The 22,790-nt window shown below is 50.5% G+C and carries 21 protein-coding genes; 13 read left to right on the forward strand and 8 right to left on the reverse strand.

Annotated features, from left to right (window positions below; genetic code table 11):
* Positions 1–46: 46 nt before the first annotated feature.
* The 3 genes from ACQCLF_RS04515 to ACQCLF_RS04525 all read left to right on the forward strand — a co-directional run bounded on the left by ACQCLF_RS04515 (position 47) and on the right by ACQCLF_RS04525 (position 3,039).
* Positions 47–820, forward strand: a complete 774-nt coding sequence (locus ACQCLF_RS04515; protein WP_426985087.1) for a ThuA domain-containing protein — start codon at positions 47–49, stop codon at positions 818–820.
* A gap of 326 nt (positions 821–1,146) precedes the next feature.
* Positions 1,147–2,691: a methyl-accepting chemotaxis protein gene (locus ACQCLF_RS04520; RefSeq protein ID WP_426985088.1), complete on the forward strand. Its 1,545-nt coding sequence runs from the start codon at positions 1,147–1,149 to the stop codon at positions 2,689–2,691.
* 54 nt (positions 2,692–2,745) lie between these two features.
* Positions 2,746–3,039 carry a hypothetical protein gene (locus tag ACQCLF_RS04525; protein WP_426985089.1) on the forward strand — a complete coding sequence of 98 codons (294 nt, stop codon included), beginning with the start codon at positions 2,746–2,748 and terminating at the stop codon, positions 3,037–3,039.
* 66 nt (positions 3,040–3,105) lie between these two features.
* On the opposite strand, the gene ACQCLF_RS04530 is transcribed toward ACQCLF_RS04525, so the two are convergent.
* Positions 3,106–3,405 (reverse strand): hypothetical protein, encoded by a 300-nt coding sequence (locus ACQCLF_RS04530; RefSeq protein WP_426985090.1) that lies wholly within the window; start codon positions 3,403–3,405, stop codon positions 3,106–3,108.
* Positions 3,406–3,692: 287 nt separating this feature from the next.
* On the opposite strand from ACQCLF_RS04530, the gene ACQCLF_RS04535 reads away from it, so the two are divergent.
* Positions 3,693–4,025, forward strand: a complete 333-nt coding sequence (locus tag ACQCLF_RS04535) for a hypothetical protein (RefSeq protein ID WP_426985091.1) — start codon at positions 3,693–3,695, stop codon at positions 4,023–4,025.
* 79 nt (positions 4,026–4,104) lie between these two features.
* Here the strand turns inward: ACQCLF_RS04535 and ACQCLF_RS04540 are convergent, their stop codons facing one another.
* Both ACQCLF_RS04540 and ACQCLF_RS04545 read right to left on the reverse strand, forming a co-directional pair.
* Complete coding sequence (locus ACQCLF_RS04540) at positions 4,105–4,443, reverse strand: P-II family nitrogen regulator (RefSeq protein ID WP_426985092.1); 339 nt, start codon at positions 4,441–4,443, stop codon at positions 4,105–4,107.
* 153 nt (positions 4,444–4,596) lie between these two features.
* Positions 4,597–5,862: an ammonium transporter gene (locus tag ACQCLF_RS04545; protein WP_426985093.1), complete on the reverse strand. Its 1,266-nt coding sequence runs from the start codon at positions 5,860–5,862 to the stop codon at positions 4,597–4,599.
* A gap of 326 nt (positions 5,863–6,188) precedes the next feature.
* Here ACQCLF_RS04545 and prsK point away from each other — a divergent pair, with 326 nt between their 5' ends.
* The 4 genes from prsK to ACQCLF_RS04565 all read left to right on the forward strand — a co-directional run bounded on the left by prsK (position 6,189) and on the right by ACQCLF_RS04565 (position 11,630).
* Positions 6,189–8,234 (forward strand): XrtA/PEP-CTERM system histidine kinase PrsK, encoded by a 2,046-nt coding sequence (gene prsK, locus ACQCLF_RS04550; protein WP_426985094.1) that lies wholly within the window; start codon positions 6,189–6,191, stop codon positions 8,232–8,234.
* Positions 8,235–8,301: 67 nt separating this feature from the next.
* Positions 8,302–9,684: a PEP-CTERM-box response regulator transcription factor gene (gene prsR / locus ACQCLF_RS04555; protein ID WP_426985095.1), complete on the forward strand. Its 1,383-nt coding sequence runs from the start codon at positions 8,302–8,304 to the stop codon at positions 9,682–9,684.
* Positions 9,659–10,648: a GNAT family N-acetyltransferase gene (locus tag ACQCLF_RS04560; protein WP_426985096.1), complete on the forward strand. Its 990-nt coding sequence runs from the start codon at positions 9,659–9,661 to the stop codon at positions 10,646–10,648. Before prsR ends, ACQCLF_RS04560 begins: the two co-directional genes overlap by 26 nt.
* A gap of 298 nt (positions 10,649–10,946) precedes the next feature.
* Complete coding sequence (locus ACQCLF_RS04565) at positions 10,947–11,630, forward strand: hypothetical protein (RefSeq protein WP_426985097.1); 684 nt, start codon at positions 10,947–10,949, stop codon at positions 11,628–11,630.
* Between the two features lie 17 nt (positions 11,631–11,647).
* Here the strand turns inward: ACQCLF_RS04565 and ACQCLF_RS04570 are convergent, their stop codons facing one another.
* The 4 genes from ACQCLF_RS04570 to ACQCLF_RS04585 are packed head-to-tail and all read right to left on the reverse strand — an operon-like array spanning position 11,648 to position 16,233.
* Positions 11,648–13,063, reverse strand: coding sequence for a FemAB family XrtA/PEP-CTERM system-associated protein (locus tag ACQCLF_RS04570; RefSeq protein ID WP_426985098.1), 1,416 nt, complete (start codon positions 13,061–13,063; stop codon positions 11,648–11,650).
* A 46-nt stretch (positions 13,064–13,109) separates the two neighbouring features.
* Entirely contained in the window at positions 13,110–14,117 is a 1,008-nt protein-coding gene (locus tag ACQCLF_RS04575) for a polysaccharide deacetylase family protein (protein WP_426985099.1), read from the reverse strand.
* Between the two features lie 16 nt (positions 14,118–14,133).
* Entirely contained in the window at positions 14,134–15,135 is a 1,002-nt protein-coding gene (locus ACQCLF_RS04580; RefSeq protein WP_426985100.1) for a polysaccharide deacetylase family protein, read from the reverse strand.
* Positions 15,136–15,147: 12 nt separating this feature from the next.
* The gene (locus ACQCLF_RS04585; RefSeq protein ID WP_426985101.1) at positions 15,148–16,233 is read right to left on the reverse strand and encodes an ATP-grasp domain-containing protein; all 1,086 of its coding nucleotides are present in this window, start codon (positions 16,231–16,233) and stop codon (positions 15,148–15,150) included.
* A 218-nt stretch (positions 16,234–16,451) separates the two neighbouring features.
* Between ACQCLF_RS04585 and ACQCLF_RS04590 the strand changes: the two genes are divergently transcribed.
* The 5 genes from ACQCLF_RS04590 to ACQCLF_RS04610 all read left to right on the forward strand — a co-directional run bounded on the left by ACQCLF_RS04590 (position 16,452) and on the right by ACQCLF_RS04610 (position 21,696).
* Positions 16,452–17,591: a glycosyltransferase family 4 protein gene (locus ACQCLF_RS04590; protein WP_426985102.1), complete on the forward strand. Its 1,140-nt coding sequence runs from the start codon at positions 16,452–16,454 to the stop codon at positions 17,589–17,591.
* Complete coding sequence (locus ACQCLF_RS04595) at positions 17,591–18,151, forward strand: low molecular weight phosphatase family protein (RefSeq protein WP_426985103.1); 561 nt, start codon at positions 17,591–17,593, stop codon at positions 18,149–18,151. The genes ACQCLF_RS04590 and ACQCLF_RS04595 overlap by 1 nt, the downstream gene beginning before the upstream one ends.
* A 2-nt stretch (positions 18,152–18,153) precedes the next feature.
* Positions 18,154–19,386 carry an O-antigen ligase family protein gene (locus ACQCLF_RS04600; protein ID WP_426985104.1) on the forward strand — a complete coding sequence of 411 codons (1,233 nt, stop codon included), beginning with the start codon at positions 18,154–18,156 and terminating at the stop codon, positions 19,384–19,386.
* A 98-nt stretch (positions 19,387–19,484) separates the two neighbouring features.
* A complete protein-coding gene (locus ACQCLF_RS04605; RefSeq protein WP_426985105.1) occupies positions 19,485–20,414 on the forward strand; it encodes a glycosyltransferase in 930 nt (309 codons plus the stop codon).
* A 4-nt stretch (positions 20,415–20,418) separates the two neighbouring features.
* Entirely contained in the window at positions 20,419–21,696 is a 1,278-nt protein-coding gene (locus ACQCLF_RS04610) for a glycosyltransferase (RefSeq protein WP_426985106.1), read from the forward strand.
* Between the two features lie 63 nt (positions 21,697–21,759).
* Here ACQCLF_RS04610 and ACQCLF_RS04615 read toward each other — a convergent pair whose 3' ends face one another.
* Positions 21,760–22,662: a hypothetical protein gene (locus ACQCLF_RS04615; RefSeq protein ID WP_426985107.1), complete on the reverse strand. Its 903-nt coding sequence runs from the start codon at positions 22,660–22,662 to the stop codon at positions 21,760–21,762.
* Positions 22,663–22,790: the final 128 nt, after the last annotated feature.

Genomic DNA, 22,790 nt, shown 5'->3' on the forward strand with positions numbered 1-22,790 from the left:
CAATAGCGTCACATTAACTATAACCTCACACCCGGAGAATAAGGCAATGTTCAAGAAGTACCTGCTCACCGCCGCGTGTCTGATCGGCGTTCTGCTGGCACCCGTCGGCGCTCTCGCCCAGGGCCAGTTCAAAGTATTGCTGTTCACCAAGACCGATGGGTTTCATCACAAAGCCATCAACGAAGGCGTCACCGCCATGCGTAAAATGGCACAGAAACACCAATTCAGCCTGGATTGGCATGAAGACGCCAACGTCTTTAATGACGACAACCTCAAGCAATACGATGTCATTTTCTTTCTCCTCACCACGGGTAACATTCTGAATGACAAGCAGCAAGGGGCGATGGAACGGTTTATCCAGTCCGGCAAAGGCTTCGTCGGCGTACACAGCGCCGCCGATACCGAGTATGACTGGGACTGGTACACCCAAATGGTGGGCCGGACATTCCATATTCACCCCGTTAACCAGACCGCTGAAATGGAGGTGCTGGATCGGCATTTCCCAGGACTGGAGCGTATGCCCGACAACTTCTGGTGGACCGATGAGTTCTACGAATTTGGCACCGAGCGCATCGATACGCTGAACTATATTCTGGCCGTAGACCCGGACAGCTATGACCCTTACGCCAAGTGGGGCGACAAGGAAAGCCAGGATATGGATTTTCGACCCATGGCCTGGTACCACGAATACGACGGCGGTCGCGCCTTCTATACGGCGCTGGGCCATGTGCCTGCGACGTATGAAGACGCGCTCTTCCTGGAGCACGTCTACGGTGGCCTGATGTGGGCGGCCAGCGGGAAAGGCCTGAAAGTTAAGTAAAATCACCCCCCTTCTGGCACGGGCTACTTTCCCTCGACCCGTGCCTTCTTCGCGCTTTTCTTCTCAAGAATCAGACATTAACGCCGCTAACCTTATGTAGGAAAAGAGAAACAGCGACGGACGCCCTTACCGGGGCCTCTACTCGGGACTAAAAAACCGCCTCGCTATACTCAAAATGGGTGGAATCCAGAATTTTTATCACATTTTTTTCTAGCTCATGCCGTGTCTGAGTGGGCAAGCTGTGGCAAAATGCAAAGAAATATGCCACGGACCCCACGTGCCCAGAGCAGTGAGTCGGCCAGCAGGATATAAAGAAAGAGGGTATCGTGAATAATCTATCGCTAAAGTGGAAAATTCTCCTGAGCGTTACGGTCACTTGTGTTTTGGCAGTGATTGTAACAACAGTGGTCACCGCTCGTTCGGGCCTGGCCACCACCGAAGAGACCATTATTGAGGATACCCGAACGCTTACCCGCGTGCTGGGTACATCGAATATCGGGGCCATCAGCTTTAACGACACCGCCACGGTATCAGCTTCGCTTGAGGCGCTGGAAGCCAGCGAGCGAATCACCAATGCGGTGATTTACACCGGCAGCACTCCTTTTGCCTGGTATGTGCGCGGCGAACAGAGCCGGTCCAGCGACTTGCCCTCCAGCATTCCCAGCTCACCCCGGGCGACTGGCACCGTCTACGATGGCTCCGACATCATCATCACCGAAGCCATTCGGGACGGAAATACCCAGATCGGTGTTATTTCGGCCCGCGTGGACATGAGCGAACTGACTGATATTATCGGCGAGGCCGTGCGCGACGCCGTTGTCTTGATCATCATTATCAGCATCGTGGCTGCCTCTATTGCTTTCTTCGTTCAGGCCAGCATTACCAAGCCCGTCAATCAAGTGGTTCGTGCCTTGCGCGATATTTCCGAGGGCGAGGGAGACCTGACCCGTCGTCTGCCGGTCAGTGGCAGCGATGAAATCGCGGAGCTGGCCACTTGCTTCAACACCTTTGTGGAAAGGCTGCACAGCATCATCTCCAGTGTGGCCACAACCTCTCAGGAGGTGAGCGAGAACGCCCACATGGTCTCCCAGCTTTCCAACGAGAATGAGCGAGCCATTAAAAACCAGCAGTCTGAAATCGAGCAGGTGGTCGTGGCCATCAAGCAAATGGCCAACGTGGTGCAGGACGTTACCGAAAGCGTTAGCGAGACCGCGGAAAAAGCGCTCCAGGCCGACCAATCCGCCAGTAGCGGCAAGAATGTGGTGAACGCCACGACCCATCAAATCGAAAATCTGGCCGCCGAGATTCGCCGCGCTTCCGACGTGATTGACCGCCTGAACAAAGAAACTGTCAGCATCGGGTCCGTACTGGATGTGATTCGCGGCGTAGCCGAACAGACCAACCTCCTCGCCCTGAATGCCGCGATTGAAGCAGCACGAGCGGGCGAACAGGGCCGGGGCTTCGCCGTAGTGGCTGACGAAGTTCGCACCCTTGCCTCGCGCACCCAAAGCTCTACCACGGAAATTCAGGAAATGATCGAGCGCTTGCAAGTTGGCGCCAAAGAAGCGGTGGAGATGATGGCCGAGGGCACGACGCAAGCCGAGGCCTCGGTGACAAAAGCCGGAGAGGCGACCAGTTCACTGGAAGACATCACTGAGCTGGTCAGTGTCATCCGCGACCGTACCAATCAGGTGGCCGTGGCTTCAGAAGAGCAAAGCTCAGCCACGCAACAAATTGAAGGCAATATCGACAGTATTTCGCAGGTCGCTGTCAGCACGGCGGAGAGTTCCAGCCGGATCAATTCCAATACCAGCAGCCTCGCGGAAATGGCGGAGAAACTCACCAGTCTGGTGGGGCGCTTCAAACTCTAGCCAAGGACAAACCACACACTCTTCAGAACCGACATAACAGAGAGAAAAGGCATCATGAAGAACTCCATACTCCTCGCTACGCTTTGCACTGCTTTGGCAGCCCCTGGTTTCGCACTGGCTTGCAGTCCTCCGGACGGCAAGCCCGCGATTCCGGACCCGAACTCGGCAGAGACGGCGCAAATGGTCAAGGCCAACAACGACGTAAAAGCCTATGTAAAGGCTATGGAGGAGTACCTTGGCTGTGCGCGCATGAGCGGGGGCGAGAAACGCCGCGAAATCACTGCGTTAGAAGAGTTTGCGGCAGAGTTCAACGAGGCTATCCGGGTTTTCAAAGCTCGCAACGGCTAACCCGACCAGCCCCTTCCTATTGCGCTATCCCGAGGCTAAGCCACAGCGCCTCGGGATAGCCGTGCTCTACATCATGCGGTCACCGTAATCGGAGACGGGCTTTTTGGGACGGGTAAAACTCATCGTAGAGGGAATCTCATTAATGTGACCCCCTCTCGATAAAAAGTCTTCCACCTGCCGGGCCAGCTCTTCTCTCATACGCTCCCGGGCCGCAACACTGAAGTCCTCATACCCCTCTTGTTTCCCTCCGCTGGAGTAGGACACATCAGCGTCCTCATCCTCCACGGAATCGTCGTCAGCTAACTCCTCATCATCCTCGAGAACATCTTCAACGTCATCGTCATTGACAGGATATTGACCAGACATAAAGCCACCTCTAACACAAGCCAGCGTCACACCGATCCGGGCCATACACCGTGAGTAAAGTGCTCACCATTTATGCCCGTTTTCACGGCATTTATAGCTCAAGAGGAAGACGACGTCATGACATTTTGAAGGTATTTTTAGGCTTTTTTCAGCTTAAGAGCGCAAGCTACTATAACTTTGGTTATTATCCGATTCACAAAGCGGTGCGGCGGTTTACCTCTGCCCGCCAACGCCGGTAAAATTTACGGCAAATCGCCCCACCCCGTTATTAATAAACAGGCCATACCATGAATGTCCAGTTGTTGAGCAAGCACTTTCCTGAATTGAATGGCTTGAGCGACACCGAGCGTAGCTCGATTTTACAGCGCGCGCACGAGCGGGCTTATGCGCCCGAAAGAAAGCTGTACCACTGGCGTCGCAATGTGGTCAGCCTGGTGTGTATTACGGCGGTAGCATTGTTTATCGCCCTGATCGCCGGCCCGGCGCTGAGCATTTCCCGCCCCACGACGGGGGCCATTATTATGGTTGTGGTGCTCCCGGCCTTTATGGTGATTCGACAGCGCCAATACATCGGACAGCTTCGTCCAGAGGTTCAGGCTATCACCCGAGACCGACTGTAAGGCAGCCAAGCCAACCTGCTCCCAAAACAAAACCGGCGCCCAAAGGCGCCGGTTTTGCGATTCTCCAAGAGGAACAGGATCAGATGGCATCCGGACCTGTTTCACCGGTGCGGATACGGATGATCTCTTCCAGCGGAGTGATGAAGATCTTGCCATCGCCGATCTTGCCGGTTTGGGCGGCTTTGGTAATCGCCTCAACCGCTTGCTCCACCAGGGCATCGTCAACAGCCAGTTCCACTTTCACCTTGGGCAGAAAGTCCACCACGTACTCGGCACCGCGGTACAGCTCGGTGTGGCCCTTCTGACGGCCAAAACCCTTGACCTCGGTGACCGTCATCCCCTGAACCCCAACCTCGGACAGCGCCGTGCGCACATCGTCCAACTTAAACGGTTTTACTACAGCAGTGATCAGTTTCATTGTGAGTTCCTTTATTAAAGCGACTTACGAGTGACGGTTACGTTTGAGAGACCGAAAACACTAACGACACATTACACCAGTTTTGGTCATCTCCCGCCACCCGAAAGCGAGGTGGCTTAAACACCAGGGGCAACAAGTGCCCCTGGGCGGTCTTTACTTGTTGCTGACGAATTCCGGGTAGGCTTCCATACCACACTCGGAGATGTCCACACCTTCGTACTCTTCATCTTCACTGACGCGCAGCCCGAGGATCGCCTTGATAATGGCCCAGACAATCAGACTGACTACGAAGACCCAGACAAAGATGGTCAATCCACCCACAATCTGACCCACGAAGGACACATCACCGTTGGTGATCGGCACAGCCAGCAAGCCCCAGATGCCCACGGAACCGTGCACAGAGATTGCACCGACCGGATCATCAATCTTCAGCTTGTCCAGGGCCACAATGGAGAACACCACGATCAGACCACCGATAGCACCAATAATGGTCGCACCCAGTGCGCTCGGCGTTGACGGCTCGGCGGTGATCGCCACCAGTCCGGCCAGTGCGCCGTTAATGGCCATGGTCAGGTCCGCCTTGCCAAACATGATGCGGCTCAGCAACAAGGCTGCAACCAGGCCGCCAGCGGCAGCGGTATTCGTGTTCAAAAACACCATGGCGACGGAGTTGGCACTGGCCACATCACCCAGCTTCAAAACCGACCCGCCGTTAAAGCCAAACCAGCCCATCCACAGGATAAACATACCCAGCGTCGCCAGCGGCAGGTTTGCACCGGGAATCGCGCGAACTTCACCGTTCGGACCATATTTGCCTTTACGGGCACCCAGCAGAATCACACCAGCCAGAGCGGCGGCCGCACCGGCCATATGCACAATGCCGGAACCAGCGAAGTCAGAAAAGCCCAGATCACCCAGATTGTACATGCCAAAGACATCAGCACCGTTCCAGGTCCAGGAACCTTCCATCGGATAAATGAAACCCGTCATGACGACCGCGAAAGCCAGGAACGCCCACAGTTTCATACGCTCGGCAACAGCACCGGAAACGATGGACATTGCCGTCGCCACAAACACGACCTGAAAGAAGAAATCAGACGCACCGGAATAGATGGAATCGCCCGCGATATCGCCGCGATCAGCGAATTCGCCTAAGGTCGAGGCGACATCCACGTCCTGAATACCGGACAGGAAGAAGCCACCGCCATACATAATGGCGTAACCACATACCAGGTACATGATGCATGAAATTGAGAACAACGCGACATTCTTGGTCAGAATTTCCGTGGTGTTCTTGGCGCGTACCAGACCCGATTCCAACATCGAAAAGCCCGCGGCCATCCACATGACCAACGCGCCACAGATTAGAAAGTAAAACGTATCAATCGCATACTGCAAATGAAAAATATTTTCTTCCATTGCAAGTTCCCCGTCTTTATGGATTGTGAATAAAAAATACAGCAGAGTAATGCCGGCCTGAACCTCCACAGTGCACAGAGCAGGCCAACAAGGTAAAAATCTTTAAAATCAATAAGTTGAGACTGCTAAAAAGCTTTCGCACTAACAGGGAAAAGTGTCTTCGCACCAATTTGGAACATGGTACGATCCGTATCGCACCAAACTGGAACCACCCCGGCGCACTCAGTACAATGGCGCCACTAACCACCGTTTCCATGAATCGCGCATTGGCTCTCACCTGGCTGTGATATGCTCGATGTCAATCAACCAGCGGGTGTCCACCTTGTATGGGCTATGACAACGTTACCTTTATGGCCTATTTCAGCGCCGCCGTGGTGGCTGCGCTGCTGACCCTGACCTATACCTATCAGTTCTTTAAAGAGCAGAAGACCGCTGTTTTTGCGCTCCCCTCTGCCGTACATGCGGTGAACCTCTTAATCATTGCAGGCGGCGCACGCCAATTATGGCCAATGAACCAGTGGACGTTCTTTATTGAATGTTTGCACTTCAATATCTGGGTGCTGGCGGTTTACCTCACCCTTCGGGCCAGTGTCTCACGCAACGGTTTTCCCACCAGCCTCAAAGTACTGTTCATTATTGGCTGGCCCATCACGGGGCTTGCTCTGCTCTCGGCGCTGATTTCATTTCCTATTCCACTGGCTCTGAAAGCGTGGCTGGCACTCTCTCTGGCCGTAGTGGCTCTAGTCAGCCTCGAGCAGCTGTTTCGTTATGCAGCCGCCAATGATCGTCAAGTCAAACTCCTGTGCCTGAACCTTGCCGCCTTGCTTTTATTTGATATCTACCTGTTCACACATGCATTGATTTTCCAACAAGTGGACCCTTCACTCTGGCAATCCAGAGCGGCCGTCTCCATCGCCACCTGCCTGTTCATGGCCCTCGGGGGCCTTTTGTTGCTGCAGCGTACTGATCGTCCGGCCGAACTCACCCTTTCCCGCCCGATCGCGTTTTACACCACATCGTTAGTCGGGGTGGGCATATTAATCATCATATTGGCGCTGGGCGGTTATTACGTCAGGTTATACGGCGGCAGTTGGGGAACCGTTCTTTACAGCCTCATTCTGATCGGAGCCGTGCTCCTGATCACCACGATTTTCCTCTCTACCACCATTCGCTCACGCCTCTCGGTGCTGATCAATAAACATTTATTCCGGCACAAATACGACTACCGAAGCGAATGGCTTCGCCTTATTAATTATTTAGCACAACCGGCAGACGCCAGCGAAGTCAATGAGCGTGCTTTTTTCGCCGTGGCTTCCGTAACCCGAACGACCGGCGGCGCTATATGGATTCGCAAACAGGGTTTCTACGAACCGGTTTACCAAAGCGGGCTCGGTACTCGTGTGGATTTGCGGGAAGAACCGGTAGATAGCGTTTTCTGTCAGACTTTTTTACAGTCCGAGTGGGTCTTCTTTCCCGAGAGCGGTGACAATCAGGCACTTAGCCAGTTCAACGAACATTTGCCGGCCTGGACCAGAAACATTCCCGACCTGTGGCTGCTGTTCCCGCTGATCGTCGGCGATGAGCTAGTGGGCTTTATGGCGCTGACCAAACCCCGGGGGGACAGCACGTTAACCTGGGAAGACCTCGACCTTCTGAAAACGATGGGCCGCCAGCTGGCAAGCTACCTGAAACGTCATCAACAGGCAGAGCAACTGGCCGAGGGACGACAGTTTGATACCTACAATAAGCTGGTCGCATTTATTATTCACGACCTCAACAACCTCATCGCGCAACAGGCACTGGTCGTCCGCAACGCCGAAAAGCACAAGGACAATCCAGAGTTCATTGATGACGCGATAAAAACGATCAGTAACTCTGTGGATCGCATGAACAACCTGCTGAGAAAGTTGCGTACCGATGGAAAAGAAATGGTCAGTCATCTTTCCCTGAACGAAGTTGTAAAAAAAGCCGTCGCCGAATGCTGGCGACAGAAGCCGATGCTCACCGCCGACATCAGCGAAGCCCCATGTTTTATTGATGCCGACGAGGTTCGCCTGGTCATGACATTTACCCACTTCATCAAGAACGCACTGGAAGCAACACCGGATGAAGGACGAGTTCATGTTACACTTCAGAACCACCAAAAGATCGCCGTCATTGTTATCAAAGATAATGGCAGCGGCATGGACTGGGATTTCATTCATAACCGGCTCTTTAAGCCTTTTGAAACCACAAAGTCCGGCAAGGGCATGGGTATTGGCGTATACCTGTCCCGAGAGTATATTAATGAACTACACGGGACACTCAATGTGGCCAGCGCTGTGGGCGAAGGTACTACCGTAACGGTCACACTCCCCGTAACATCAGGCTAACCTCTTGCGGTTATGAAACGAGCCAGAGAAGGGGAAATGCTGCCGCAACGCAAAGGCTAATGGAACTATGAGCAAGAACAACCGTACTCTCCTGATCATTGAAGATGACCGCGGTCTGCAAAGCCAGCTTCGATGGCACTTTGACGACTACGACACCGTGTTTGCAGAAAACCGCCAGGATGCCATTGCCGCCCTCAGGCTTCACGAGTCCGTTGTGATCATTCAGGACCTTGGCCTACCACCGGATCAGGACGGTGTGGACGAGGGCTTCAAGTGCATTCAGGACATTATCCGGATGTCACCCACCAGCAAAATTATCGTGATGACCGGCAAGACCGACCATGAAAATGCCATTCGCGCCATTGCCATGGGCGCCTACGACTACTACGAAAAACCGGTCGACCCCCAGACTCTGGATTTGATTGTTCAGCGCGCCTTCAATATTTATGAGCTGGAAGAGGAAAACCGCCGGCTCATCCGCCTTCAGCAGACACCGCTGGAGGGACTGGTAACCCATGACCCCACGATGCTGAAAATATGCCGCATGCTGGAAAAGGTGTCGCCCACTAATGTGACCTGCACTTTGCTGGGTGAAAGCGGTACCGGAAAAGAAGTCATGGCTCGCTCTATTCACCAGCTGAGCCCACGCCGCCAAAAACGGTTTATTGCGATCAATTGCGCTGCCGTTCCCGAGAACCTGATCGAAAGCGAGCTATTCGGTTATGAAAAGGGCTCGTTCACTGGTGCCGCCAAGCAAACGTTGGGCAAGGTAGAAACCGCCCATGAAGGAACTCTGTTTCTTGATGAAATAGGCGACATGCCGCTCAACCTGCAATCCAAATTGCTGCGCTTTCTTCAGGAGCGTGTCATTGAGCGGGTCGGCGGTCGGGAGGAAATCCCCGTGGACGTGCGTGTTATTTGCGCCACGAATAAAGACCTTCAGCAAATGGTCGATGACGGGTCTTTTCGTGAAGACCTGTTCTACCGCATCAGCGAAGTCACCATTCGCATTCCCCCGCTGCGCCAGCGCCAGGGCGACAACGTTTTACTGGCCAGGCACTTCATGCTGAAATTCGCCAAGGAACACAAGCAGAAAATCAAAGGATTTACGCCGGACGCCGTGGAGGCCATTGAGAGTTACAGCTGGCCAGGCAACATTCGGGAAATGGAAAACAAGATCAAGCGCGCCGTCATTATGGCCGACGGAAAGCACATTACGCGCGACGACCTCGATCTGGTCATCGATGGCAATGACCTCTCATTTAATCTGCGTCAGGTCCGCCAGGAAGCTGAAAAGCACGCCATCCTGAGAGCGGTCGCCATGACCGACAACAATATCTCCGCGGCCGCCAAACTGCTCGGCATCACCCGACCCACATTTTACGACCTGATCAAAAAGCACGATATCCCGTTGGGCAACCATAATGGTTGTGCGACCCTCGAGCCGTAACCCGGGAGTGTTCCCCTCTCACCAACGAGCCAGCCTGTTTTATTCCGACGCCTGGAACCAGGCCTGGCTTAAAGCCTTTTCCAGCCACCCTGCGATCACCGTGTATCCAGGGGGCTTCTATACTTACACACAACGGCTTAAAGGATTATTGCCCGCACGCTCTGCGACCCTGGTTGGGGCCTCCTCGCCAGCCACCAGGAGCATTCGTGCCGAGTATGCCTGCCTAACCGATGCCACCCTATTGGCCTCCCTGGCCACGCCCTGGCACCAATTCACCATCCCGGACGTCTGCCAGCATTCCCCTGACCACGACCGTGTACAACAGTTTGCCGACGCTCACCGTTTTACCGTGTACACCGCGGAACAAGACACGGCCTACAGCGTGGATCTGGACGGCATTGGCTTTCAAGACTATTTGGCGACGCTCAGCGGCAATACGCGTCGACGCCTCTACCACCGACGAAAGCGACTGGCGCAATTGGGCACCGTTTCTTTGGAAAACCTTTGGCCGGATCAGCACCGTTTTTTTGAATTGCTGAACCGCTTCCACAAAAGGCGCTGGGGTAAACCCTGCTACAGCGGTCGCAATCTTGAATTTATGGAGGCGCTGCTTACCGGCTTAGCCGCGAGTGGGCATAAGATTGACCTGTCTGTCATGAGCCTGTCTGGCGAACCTGTCTCGGTCGTGCTGGATATTGTTGCTCATGACCGTTGCTATAACATTCAGTCAGGTTACACAGACAGTGTGAGCCGTGATGTATCGCTAGGCACTCTCCACCTGGGTTATCAGATCGAAGCCGCCAGCCACCAGAATATAAACTGCTATGACTTTATGGCAGGTTCAGGTAAGCATACCCAATACAAATCCTCCCTTGCCAACGTCACGAGCACTCTGGTTTCTCTCCGGGTTGTGCGGAGCCCGCTACTTAAAGTGGTCTATAAAATGCGCAAACCGCTTGCGTGATGTCGAACAGTTTTACAGCGTGATAATGGACAGCCGACAATGAGATCGGCACAATGCCGTTCATCAGAATGACTAAAAGGGTGTATCCATGGCTGATCGCTCTCCTCTCCCGCCTGACCGCTTTGCGTTATCAGATACCATCGCGGTCACACTCCGGCAGCTCTTGCGTGCCACCCGACTGACAGCGGGTTTTCGGCTGATCAGACTCCTCATTCATTTCGGGCCCTGGCGAACGGTCGCAAAACGTCTCATTCAAGCGATTCGCCCACCGCTCACGTTTCAAGCTACAGATTCAGTTTTGCTGCCAGCGATAAATCCACAGCGCTTTGCTCGTATTCTGAGAAGCGAGAGCGTAGTTGTAGCGGGCTGTATCAAGCACCCACTGATTGATCGCCTTAAAAACCGGACTCGGAATCTGCCTGTTAACCACTACAAATTGATGCACCATATCGATGAAGACATCCGCCAGCTTTCCGAGGACTCGGCCATAACATCCGTGCTTCGACACTACTTGAAAAGCGAGCCGGTGCTTTTGGAAGCAACGCTCTCGGTGACCGAGGGAGCGAACGCCAGCAGCCAGAACACTTTTCATTTCGACTATGCCGGCTGGGAGTCCGTCAACGTCTTCGTGTATCTCACGAACGTCAGCCGACAATCGGCACATCATACCGTCATCAAAGGGAGCCACCTCGACATTCGGCTGCGAGATATTTTCAGGGGTGTCTTAAGCCACGGCGACGCCGATATCCGTTTTGGCGCTCGGATAACACCCATTATCGGTGAAGCCGGAACGTTGTTTTTCGAGAACACCGAAGCGTTTCACTGTCGGCACCTGGCCCCGGAGCGTCGGGTACTGCTCAACCTGCTTTACGCCTCCCATAAAAGCTGTCTGAGCCGGGGCAGAACGTCAAAACAGCATATTAAGCGAAGAGCGGCTGAGTACCGAAGGTTTGTCAATTCTCTGGCTACCCGGCCTTCGTGACAGGCATTCGCGACAGTCTAAGGAATGTATTTAACGAGAGACGGTCCGACCAGGCGCGTCACCCAGACAGGGAGCCTTTTCCATACAGCGATGGCCAGTTGATATTTCGGGTTATCCGGGTTAATAGCAGGCACCTCTCCTCCTTCTGGTAGGATGTAGTACCAGTGGTGTTCGAAAGGCACAGCTCCCCATTGTTTCTTGAACCGGTAAGTCCCCGCTTCCATGGTAGAACGTCCAAAATCAAAAAAGTAATATCCCTCGGTTATCGCGTAATCAAGAATTTGCCGGTACATCCACATGTTGCAGTCCATCGCATTGGCCGAACGAACTGTAGACGCCCAGGGAATCTCCAGCATACGATTATGGCCCAGCAAAAAACCCGCCGACACAGGTTTGTCCTGCACATACACGACCGCCAGTGACGCGCGCACCGCTGGGCGGGACAAAATCGTTCTGAACCACACTTTGCTGTACACCGGCGTTCCCAGATCTCGCATATTGATCGAGAACACCCGGTAAAAATCATCCAAAAGCGCCAGCCCGCCAATTCGTATCCTGGGCTCAACAGCCTCCGCTTTTTTGCACTGGGCGCGGACCTTTGCCCCCAGCCGTCGGTCCATTTCAGGGGTATTGGAGGGTAACGGAAGAATCATCGACACCTTTCGGCTGAGCGAAGGCAGCGCTAAACCCGGCTGCATGGTCCTTATTTCAATATGCTTCCACGCTTCTTGCTCGCGCACCCCCTTTAGGTGCTCCAGAATCCCGTAAGCCACATTCTTGTACCGGGTCAGTACGCCGCCGTAATTGAAAAACGGCACCGAAACCGCAAAGCGTCCAAACAAACGACTGTTGAGTATCGTCAAGGGGACCCCGCCGAGGATGCGGCCATCATTGGATACCGCAATCCATACGCGAGTGGGGTGAGAAAATGCCTCTTCAATAATGCCACTCCATGCGGGCAGACAGTAGTTAGGCACATTCTCAAGCGAGCGTACGAACGCCGACCAAGCCTGATATTCCCCCTCAGCCAGTTCCCTGACTTTAAACGGCTCGGCAGCAGAGGTACTCGACGGAATATGAAACAAGGGAGGTGGCGTTATTTCATCGACCACCAGAGCGGCAAGCGCCTCCTGCAAGGCCCGTTCTGTTTCCTTCAATCGCCGCTCCACCTCTTTGAAGGCGTCGGAGGCCACCCGCATATTTTCGACGAGCTGATCATGTTCGCGGGACCCTGGTGCAACCGTTTTAAAGTCTTTAGCCACTTCTGCTTTACGAGCTTTTTCGCGCTTCAGAGCCTGTTTTTCGGACTGTATGGCGTTCGCCAACGCGCAGGCCTGCAGCGCTTCATGGCTGGATCCGCTCACTTGCTGCTCGGCCAGCCATTTTTCCGGTGCTATCAGGAAGGCTTTGATGTCTGTCTTCGAGCGACTCAAGCACACACCTCATGGTTGCACATTACGATAGATTCCTTCGTTGACATTAAAAGGGGGCTTTGCTGCGCAACGCCTCCATCCATGAGGCATAGCGCGCAAACTGCGTTACTGTTTCCGGAAAGCCGATGCGGGAGATTCGATAGGGATTCCGGCGAATATCCCGAAAGTAAGCCACCCGCGATAACGTCGTAATAGCCGAGTCATACCCAGCCGTTTCCACCAGCGGTTCATGCAGTGGCGAAAAGTCTCTTGCCGTTCCAGAGGGGTAGCAGAACACACTGGAAGGAGACTTGATTTCCAAACGAAGGCGCGCCAGGGAGTGAGCAAGCTCTGCACTTACCCGGTCTGGAGGCAAAGCGTTCAGGATATGATGTGACCGATTGTGAGACCCGACTCGCAGCCCTTTCTGCTCCCATTCTCTGAGCCTGTCCCAGGTCGCGGGGCGGTAGCCTTCTGGCGCTCTGGCAGGAATAGCAACCTCACAAGCCGTCGCCACGCTCGCTACAAATGCGGCCAACTGCTCATACGGCAAGGTCTTGGCATACTGAACAATCGTACGACGAGCCGCAATTTGCGCCGCTTTCGTGGAAAGATCCAGCACACGCCGAAAATCACCCGTCTCCAGCCTCAAAGGGGTTTTATCGCAACGTTTGATGGCATAAGCCAGTTGCGCATCCCACGGCCAGTCCCGATCATCCGCAAAATCCGAGATAACAAAAAGCGTGGGTTTGGCATCGTACTCCAGCAGCAGCGGAACGAAACGGGTCAACTGATCGGCGTAACCGTCATCAAGAGTAATACATACCATCCGGTGACCGGCAGAATCGCCGCACAACGCGCGTTTAACCAGCTCGTCGATGGAAACAAACTCATAGCCTGCCCGGTGGGCGTACTCCAGACAGCGCTTCAACAACGTTTCCGAAATGCCATTGAACAGACCATCCTCAGGCTTGGGACGGTGCAGCGTAAAAACCGTAGCGTAGGGCCCGGTCGCCTGCACCAGCCAGCGGTGAAAACGGCTGCTTTCCGCCACTCGTTGCACCCATCGGCTCATACGATGCACCACAGGCCTACAGCCACCCTGAGAGTCGGGCGTTGAACCGACGGCGCGTATCCGAGATGTCGTTGTGAACACCTACCCTGACCAGCTCGTGCAAGCCATTCGAGCGCGGTCTGTTAATGCCTTTTTGGGTCGTCACTGCCGCATCATAATGGGCCTTAACCAGAGAGAGTGCTTGCGCGCTGTAGTCTCCATTCGGGAAACAGAATAAATTAACCGATGTGCCGAGTTCCCGCTCCAGCCGAACACGGCTCTCCACGATTTCACGCTCCAGCTCCGACGACGATAAAGCGGTCGTCAGGCGTTGGTGGGTACAGGTGTGCGAACCTATATCCACCCACCCCGACGCTTGCATCTCGCGAAGCTGCGCCCAGCTCATCAGTGCTGGCGACATGGGTGTTGAAAGCCTCTGCCGCCAATGCATGTTATCCAATGCGTCGAAAATCTGCCGGTCGGTATACACCTTAAGCTTTTTAATGCACGCGGCAATTCGCTCCGGAGAGCGACCCGTTTGATCGATACCGGGCACGCCCAACACCCTGTCTTCGACCATTTGATGACCAGCGCCCTCCAATAAAAGCGCTGCCACAATGTTTGGCCAGAACTGAAAGTCCGTGCCAATTTTTTCAGCCACGGCAAAAAGCGTAGCCGGCACGCGATGTGCTTTCAGCAATGGCAACGCGTACTCGAAATTATCAAGCCATCCGTCGTCAAACGTGATCGCGCAGGCGTGCCGGGGCAATTGCTTTCCTTGCTGGTGCGCCTTCACCCACGATGTTAAAGAGACGATATCAAAGTGACGTTTGAGCTCCTCCAGATGCATACCCAGCGTTTCCGGAGTCACACGCATCCCTGGTTCCTCCTGGTGGTAGCGTGGATCATCCACCGGCAAGACCCGGTGATACATCAAGACCCACAGCCTCGGCTCCGAGGAGGGTCTACGATGAGTGCCCCAGCGACTCGCCGACGATACCAACAGGGGCTTGAGGGCTTGTTTAAGAAATTTGTTCACGTCTTGCCTCCCTCACCGACCCGTCAAATCTTTCCAGTAACACTTCAGCTCAAACCAGGCTGGTTTCAAATCATCCCACCGATTGACCTCATGCCTGACACCAACCAGCCTCGGGGTCAGAAAAGCGAGCAGCCGGCGAACTTTGTCGGTCATCGTGTGCGTACCCCGTAAATACAGGTACAAACTATCCAGGTCTCCCAGAAGCCAACGCAGTCGCTGCCCCTGGCGATAATTGAAAGCTTTTCCGGGGTTGTCGCCACCGTGGATTTGCCACAACAACAACGGAAAGTCGACGCCGGCATCTACCGCCAGCTGCAACGAGCCCCAAAACCGGGTGTTGACCTCCATTAAAAAAGGCGTTCCATCAAGGCCGACCCTGAATTCCACCATCGCAACACCATGCCATCCCACGTCATCCAGTAGTTTTGTGGCGTAGTCGCGCATGAGCGGGTCAATAGCGACACTTTCACTCAAAACGCTAACGCCGCCTTCCGGTGGCTTTTCCCTCACCCTTCGGTGGGCAAAGTAAGTCACGGGCTGTCCATGATCATACAAGCAAAAAATGCCAGCACCACTGCCCTCGACAAAACTCTGCAGCATGAACGAATACTGGTGCAGGTAGGGCGATCGTTCGAGCTCCCGCCGCAACTCCTGTTCCGAGTGAAGCACCCTGACGCGCGTCGCAATCCACTTCTTACCTGTGAAAATTTTCGACAGACAAGGCTTGAGTACCACCGGATAGGTGATACGGGAAACAATCAACGCCGAGGCATTTTCAAACCACTCGGTTTCCGGATGCGGAATACCCAACGTCGCCGCCCGTCTCATCAACTGCCCTTTGTCCGCCAGAGCCATGACCGTCTCATAACGGGCGAAAGGCATGCTCAATTCAGGGGGCTTATCCTTAACGCTGAGCAACAGCTGGCTGGTCACCTCAGTAACCGGCAGCACAAGATCAAAGTGCTCCTCTTTCAGCAAAGCCAAAAGCCACTCCACATACGCCTGCGGTGCAGTCAATGCGCAAGGGCTTTGAATATGCTTTGCCGTATAGCGGGAATGCCCGGCCAGCGCCTGGGGTGTCGATTCCGCAGTCGTCACCCGCAAACCTGCGCGTCCCAATGATCGGGTAGCCGCCAAAGCGCTGCGCTGGGCAGCGTCTAAAACAAGCGCTGACTTTTTCACGACGGTATTACATTCCCTGAAGCCTGGGTACTTTTACCACCCGATAAATGGCTGCCGATTCACCCCGATTACTGGTAGCTACCTACCTTTTATAGTAGATTAAGCCTCGGCGCGCACTCGACAGGACACCCAGGATGATAAACCAAACGCCCACGATTTTACATGCAATTGATACAACCGGGCCGGGGGGCGCTGAAACGGTGTTTTTGGATTTGGCCCAGCACCTGACTGTCGAAGGATTTAACAACTTTGCCATCATTAAAGGACCGGGCTGGGTGGAAGATCAGCTAAAAGCAAGACGGATACCCTACGCTATCGTCAAGCCGAGCGGATTTCTTTCCATACGTTATTACTGGGAACTGTTTCGACGACTCAAGCGTATGAACGTCAAACTCATTCAGGCTCACTTGCTCGGATCGACGCTTACCTATTCGATCTTGTCGATTTTGACACGCATTCCGTTGGTGGCCACTCTTCACGGGCAAGTGGACATCAACCCCAATGAGCGACACGTCTATCTGAAAAACCGGATCATGCGCTGGGGTGTTGATCGTCTGGTAGCGGTCAGTCAACAGCTTGCTGACCATATCTCCGAAAGAAAACTATTCGATAAAAATCGAATTAAAGTCATTCACAATGGTGTCGAAACAAGCCGCTATGGGAAGAGCCATAGCCGTCAGATCAGAAGCCTCTTAGGGCTTGGCGATGATGCGTTTCTAATCGGTTGTCTAGGTAACGTCCGGCCTGCCAAGGCTTACCATGTTCTTGTAGATACAGCAGAAATCTTGTGCCCCAACAGCCCCCATATTCACTTCATCATTGCGGGCCACCAGAAAGCTGAGCTAATGAGTAGCCTTGAAAAGCAGATAGAACAAGGCGGGCTGGAGTCACATATTCATTTTATTGGCTTTCATCCAAACACCCCAGACTTTCTCGGACAAATGGACATGTTTGTCCTCTCCTCTACCTCAGAGGGATTTTCCATTGCCACGATTGAAGCAATGGCAAGCGGCCTGGCCGTAATCGCAACACGATGTGGAGGACCAGAAGAAATAATTATCGACGGAAAGAACGGGGTACTTGTTCAACCCTTATCGCCATCTGCGTTATCTAACGCCATTCTACACTTGGTTAACGATTCGCAATCAAGAACTGACTTGGCCAACCAAGGAAAGCTACATGTACAAAGGTCATTTTCAATGTCATCTCTTCTAGACCAGTACAAATGTCAGTATAACGACTTTATTTTATATACAGAAAAGGTAATTAAATAGTGCTCAACACTGGCGGCTTTCCAATCAAAGATCGTTTTGGCTCAAAGAAAGGTTTAGCTCGTCATATTGGGCACAGCATCCTTTATCATTTAGGCTACTACAATAGCTACAAGCGAATAAATTACTCATCTATAGAAAGGATAATATTTGTTTGTTCAGGAAATATATGCCGGAGCCCATTAGCGGAAAAAGTTTCAGAAAGTTTAGGCTTTCGTTCAGACTCGTACGGTTTACATTGTCGCGGAGGGGATAAAGCAGACCCAAGAGCTATTGAATTTGCCAAATCAATAGGCTTAGATCTTGAGGGGCATAATACTAAAAATATATCAAACTACATCGCCGAGCCCGGAGACCTTCTAGTAGGAATGGAGCCGCAACAGGCCCGCGCTCTAAGTAAAATGTTTTTGAAAAGCAGCATCATCACTTTATCCGGAATATGGATCACGCCATATAAACCTTACATCCACGACCCATATAACACAAACGATGTTTTTTTTGAAAAGTGCGAACGTTACGTTGCTAGTGCAACCAAAGAACTGGTCCTAAGGGTATCTCAGTAATTATGGCAGGTTCCGATCCCCTCTACGCTATTAAAGTAAAGTCACTCTGGCAACAATTCTGGAAAGAGGGTTTTTCTTTCTGGATGATTTGTGGATACCTCTTCTTTGAGTACGTAAGACCTCAATCAATATACAACTCAATAGATATTCTTCCCTGGACATTTTTGTTCATAGTACTTTCGTTTGTAGGCCTTGCATTTGACAAAAACAGAAAATGGGTATCAGATCCAGTCAACAAATGGATGATTATTTTCTTAATTGTTATAGTGATATCAAGCATAAATGCGTACTGGCCAGCCATTTCATTTGAGCGGCTAGAATTTATCTACACTTGGATTATTATTTACTTTCTCATAATCAATATTGTTAACACACCCTCAAGATTTTATATTTTTTTCCTTTTATTTTGTTTCGCAAGCTTCAAACTTTCCCTCCACGGCGCACATGTATGGGTAAGCAGAGGCTTCGGTTTCGCCGGATGGGGCATTACAGGACCGCCTGGCTTTTTTCAAAATTCAGGAGAGCTAAGCATCCAGATGCTTGTTTTTTTTCCTTTGGGATTCTATCTGTACCAGTCTCTAAAGGACAGGGTCAGAGTCTGGGAAAAGATAATTCTGATTTTGTTCTTTGTAACCCCTGTAATGACGATACTTGGCGCCAGCTCCAGAGGAGCACAAATCGCCCTGCTAGTTCAGATTGCGGTAATGTTTTACAGGAAGATCTTCAAAGTTAAAACATTGGCTTTTGTGGCGATACTAATCTATTTGGGAATGACATTCCTTCCTCAAGAACAAAAAGACCGTTTCACAACTATTGGAGACGACCAAACATCCCAACAACGGCTTCTATACTGGGAAAATGGAATCGAAATGATCAAAGACCACCCTTATCTGGGTGTGGGTTACTGGAATTTCATTCCATACTACGAATCAAATTATAGAGACGATATGCTCTATAGAAACGCGGAACTTCCTCACAATATATTTATTCAAATAGGAACTGACGCAGGCCTTATCGGATTATCAATTTACCTTGTATTAATGGCTAGATTTTTCAGAAATAGAAAGTCTTATAGCGACCCCATCTCCAATTCAATCTACAAAGGTTTATATGTAGGATTCATTGGATTTGTTGTTGCCGGTCAGTTCGTAACTGTCGGATACTATCCATTTATGTGGATTGGCCTTGCTTTACTTGTATCGCTGCAAAATTCATTTCGCCCCAGAAATACATAGTTAACCATGGAGCCTCAACATTGAATCATAGCACCGTCACCACGAAAGATTTGAATGCACTATGGATAACGTGGGAGATTCAAACCAGAAATAGAAGCATGGCAAAACTTCTAGAGGTTCCTCTATATGAATTAATCACCAAAAAAAGTGGGTATCTACGCTATACTATTTTAATTTTTCGCACCATCTTTCTTTTAGTGAAAAAGAAACCAACCGTTATTTTTGTACAAAACCCTTCAATGGCTCTCGCGTTGATTGCCACTATCGCCAGAAAACTTATGCGGTATCAGCTGTTTGTAGATGCGCACAACTCTGCTATAGATTCTCTAAGTTCAGGAAACAGGATTGTGAAGCTAGTATCGGCTTACCTTCTGAGAAAACCTGATCACGTAATCGTCACCAACGCCTCCTTAGCTAGGATTGTAGAAGAGCATGGCGGATCACCAATCGTTGCTACAGACCCAATCCCCAACATACCCTTTGACGAAGAAAGAAATTTTCGACCAGAAAATGAAGATTATTTTCTTTTTATATGCAGCTGGGCTAACGATGAACCTTTCTCAGAAGTTATCGAGGCGTTCTCCAGACTGGGGGAAACTTACAAACTTCTAGTAACTGGAAACTACAAAAAAGTTTTAAAACATCAAGATGCCAAAGATATTTCTGCCAATATAAAGCTCTTAGGATTTGTAGACGAAGAAACATATCTGCACTATCTATTAAACTGCATAGCCAGCATAGATCTCACCACTCGAGAAAACTGTTTAGTTTGTGGTGCTTACGAATCTATCGCCGCGAAGCGTCCATGCCTTATTTCTGACACTCCGGCTAACAGAGAAACTTTCAAAAACGGATTTGTATACACAAAGAACACCAATCTATTAATAGAAAACGCAGTGCGACATATCGCGGACAACTTACCGACCCTTCAAAGGGAAATTTCGATTGAGAATTTAAGGCACAAAGCCTTTAGCTCGACAAGCAAAGAAAGAATATTAACTGCTGTTCAGCGACATAAAAAAGGATAGATTTATGATTCTTAAAAGCAGAGCTTATGAGTACACTTTATTTTATATACAATCAAAAATAGTCCCAAATTTAGCCGTTGCTCTCTATATTCTATCAAGAATTTTTTTATTTATTGGAAGAAAAGAGTTATACGCAAAACTTATTCTAACCTCAATTCGTTACAAAGCCTGCCCTAATGCAATTTCCAATTTTTCCAAAAATTTCTTATCTGGAAGAATTAACCTAGAGGGTCTTTTATCAAAACCCTGTTCGGAGAAAGACGCTTTTTCCCGAGCCATTATTTTAAGTAATCCAGAGAAGACTGAAAACAAGTTCAGAAAAGGCGTTATCCTGCTTAGTTTTTCCCATACATTCACTTTTTTCTTAAAACACGAATTATGGGGCATATTGAATGAGCGTTATCTTTTTGTTCTGGAACCGAGTTGGTCAGGGTACGCTGACCCGGACATTATCGAGTTTATAAAACGAGCGAATCACTGCATTGTACAAGCAACAGAAATAACTGACCGAGCTCTTTTAAATTCTATCTTCCCAAAAGTTCCGGTCCCTGACATCGGTGCCAGCAACTGGGTCGACTACTCTAAGTTTGATAGCCCTAACCTAAAATATGGAAAGCTGTATGACGCACTGTATATCGCTAACTCAAATCCTATAAAACGCGTATTTCGGGCCATTGAATCTTTTAAAGAAACAGTTTCTATATGCCCAGATTTTAAGGCTGTGATAGTGTGTGCATCGTGGGGAAAGACTGACACAAAAGATTACGAAAAGTATATTAACGCTATCGGACTTTCGGATAATGTGAAGATTATTCCTGGAATGCCGCAGAAGGATTTGGTAGCCCTTGCATCTCAATGCAAATTTAGCATTTTGCTCTCACTCAAAGAGGGGAGTAACAGAGTTCTATTTGAATCTATGTTCCTGAACCTTCCCGTTATCTGTTTGTATAATAATATTGGAGTAAACAAGAGTTACATAAATGAGTTTACGGGGCTTCTCAGCTGTGAAGGACGGCTTTCTAATTCATTTCTAACTCTTAAACAAGAGTATCTTAAATACCATCCCAGAGAGTGGGCCATTGATAACATTTCTCCAGAAATTACAACCGAACGACTTCGGAGTATAATCAATAACAGATTTGGAAATGAAGTGAATAGCAAAATTTACACAAAAGTGAATTCCCCTGAAGTTCAGTATATTGACACATCCATGAACCAAGGAAAAGGTATTCAAGATTTATTCAACAGATTGCGCAAAGAAAGCGCACAATCATCTGAATAACGGTACCAAAAATTATATCGCGCTCACCCGGAGGTCAATGATGACCTCCGAAGAACTCACAGGTTAATCCAAAGGCCGAGGAGCAGAGGGAGGCGATATTTCACGACCCAATTGCGACGACCCTATGTACGGGTTTCCAAACTCATCTCGTTGCGGGGGAGTACTTGTTGTTATTGTCAGGTCATCAGCGTAGAAAGACTGTGTTCTGTGGGCTCCCTCATTGTCCCAATAGGTGAAGAAATATAGAGCCTGAGCATAGCTTTGTGGCGTATTCATAGTCCTTCGATCAAAAGTTTCGCCCACTAATTTTCCATCAACCCATACACGAACCACGGCTTCCCCACCATCATTTTTGCTGGAGCTGTCAAATTTTAAGTAGAACTCAATGGTCTTCCACTTTTCGGGCTCAAAAAAATGCTCTTTAGATCCAATTCTGAACCACCTTTGAGCACCTTCAAAAATGAAGTTAAATGGATGGTAGTTAGTTTTATAACTATGGGAATCGATGTATAGGTCATTGTACCCTTCGCTAACTCTTCTTCCTCCCTCATCCCGAAAAACACGAACTCTTAAAAACTTATTCATACCATTTTTATTGAATTCAAAGCCCTCAGGAAAAAGAAGCCTTGTTCTTATCCATATCTCGTCACCTTGCCTCAGGACCTTGCCTCCAAACTCAGAGCAATTTTCAAAATTTATAATTCCACCCAGCCCCCCAAATCCTTTCCCGCCTTTCTTGATGGTTAACTCCATTGATCTTGATCCACTATAGGCTCTCTTTTGCGAATACAACGTGTTCCCCGCCGAACTCGTAAATGCCTGCTCACCGTACAGCGAGCAGCCTCTGTTCTCTACACCCTCTCCCTCAGGAGCACCGTCAGAGGAGATGTTAATAGTGAACGCGTGAGAAGACACGCTGAGCAGGATTGCTAAAGAAAAAGCCATGAGCTGTAAACTTTTGAACATAAAAGAGCCTAGAACATCAGTTAAGAGTATAAAAGCCGTATAATGTCATATGAAAGACTCAGTTTCATTACAAATATAAATTTGGAATTAAACCGATTACTTATATAATGCTCTACAAAGTAAGGTAC

It is taken from the genome of Marinimicrobium sp. ARAG 43.8, from assembly GCF_050113635.1.
Classification (GTDB): domain Bacteria; phylum Pseudomonadota; class Gammaproteobacteria; order Pseudomonadales; family Cellvibrionaceae; genus Marinimicrobium.

Excerpts from the sequence above, each read along its gene's own strand:
- ACQCLF_RS04575 (WP_426985099.1), bottom strand. The coding sequence starts at position 14,117 with ATGAGCCGATGGGTGCAACGAGTGGCGGAAAGCAGCCGTTTTCACCGC.
- prsR (WP_426985095.1), top strand. The coding sequence starts at position 8,302 with ATGAGCAAGAACAACCGTACTCTCCTGATCATTGAAGATGACCGCGGT.
- ACQCLF_RS04615 (WP_426985107.1), bottom strand. The coding sequence starts at position 22,662 with ATGTTCAAAAGTTTACAGCTCATGGCTTTTTCTTTAGCAATCCTGCTC.
- ACQCLF_RS04545 (WP_426985093.1), bottom strand. The coding sequence starts at position 5,862 with ATGGAAGAAAATATTTTTCATTTGCAGTATGCGATTGATACGTTTTAC.
- ACQCLF_RS04605 (WP_426985105.1), top strand. The coding sequence starts at position 19,485 with ATGGCAAAACTTCTAGAGGTTCCTCTATATGAATTAATCACCAAAAAA.
- ACQCLF_RS04525 (WP_426985089.1), top strand. The coding sequence starts at position 2,746 with ATGAAGAACTCCATACTCCTCGCTACGCTTTGCACTGCTTTGGCAGCC.
- prsK (WP_426985094.1), top strand. The coding sequence starts at position 6,189 with ATGGGCTATGACAACGTTACCTTTATGGCCTATTTCAGCGCCGCCGTG.
- ACQCLF_RS04610 (WP_426985106.1), top strand. The coding sequence starts at position 20,419 with ATGATTCTTAAAAGCAGAGCTTATGAGTACACTTTATTTTATATACAA.
- ACQCLF_RS04530 (WP_426985090.1), bottom strand. The coding sequence starts at position 3,405 with ATGTCTGGTCAATATCCTGTCAATGACGATGACGTTGAAGATGTTCTC.
- ACQCLF_RS04540 (WP_426985092.1), bottom strand. The coding sequence starts at position 4,443 with ATGAAACTGATCACTGCTGTAGTAAAACCGTTTAAGTTGGACGATGTG.
- ACQCLF_RS04515 (WP_426985087.1), top strand. The coding sequence starts at position 47 with ATGTTCAAGAAGTACCTGCTCACCGCCGCGTGTCTGATCGGCGTTCTG.
- ACQCLF_RS04560 (WP_426985096.1), top strand. The coding sequence starts at position 9,659 with ATGGTTGTGCGACCCTCGAGCCGTAACCCGGGAGTGTTCCCCTCTCAC.
- ACQCLF_RS04600 (WP_426985104.1), top strand. The coding sequence starts at position 18,154 with ATGGCAGGTTCCGATCCCCTCTACGCTATTAAAGTAAAGTCACTCTGG.
- ACQCLF_RS04590 (WP_426985102.1), top strand. The coding sequence starts at position 16,452 with ATGATAAACCAAACGCCCACGATTTTACATGCAATTGATACAACCGGG.
- ACQCLF_RS04535 (WP_426985091.1), top strand. The coding sequence starts at position 3,693 with ATGAATGTCCAGTTGTTGAGCAAGCACTTTCCTGAATTGAATGGCTTG.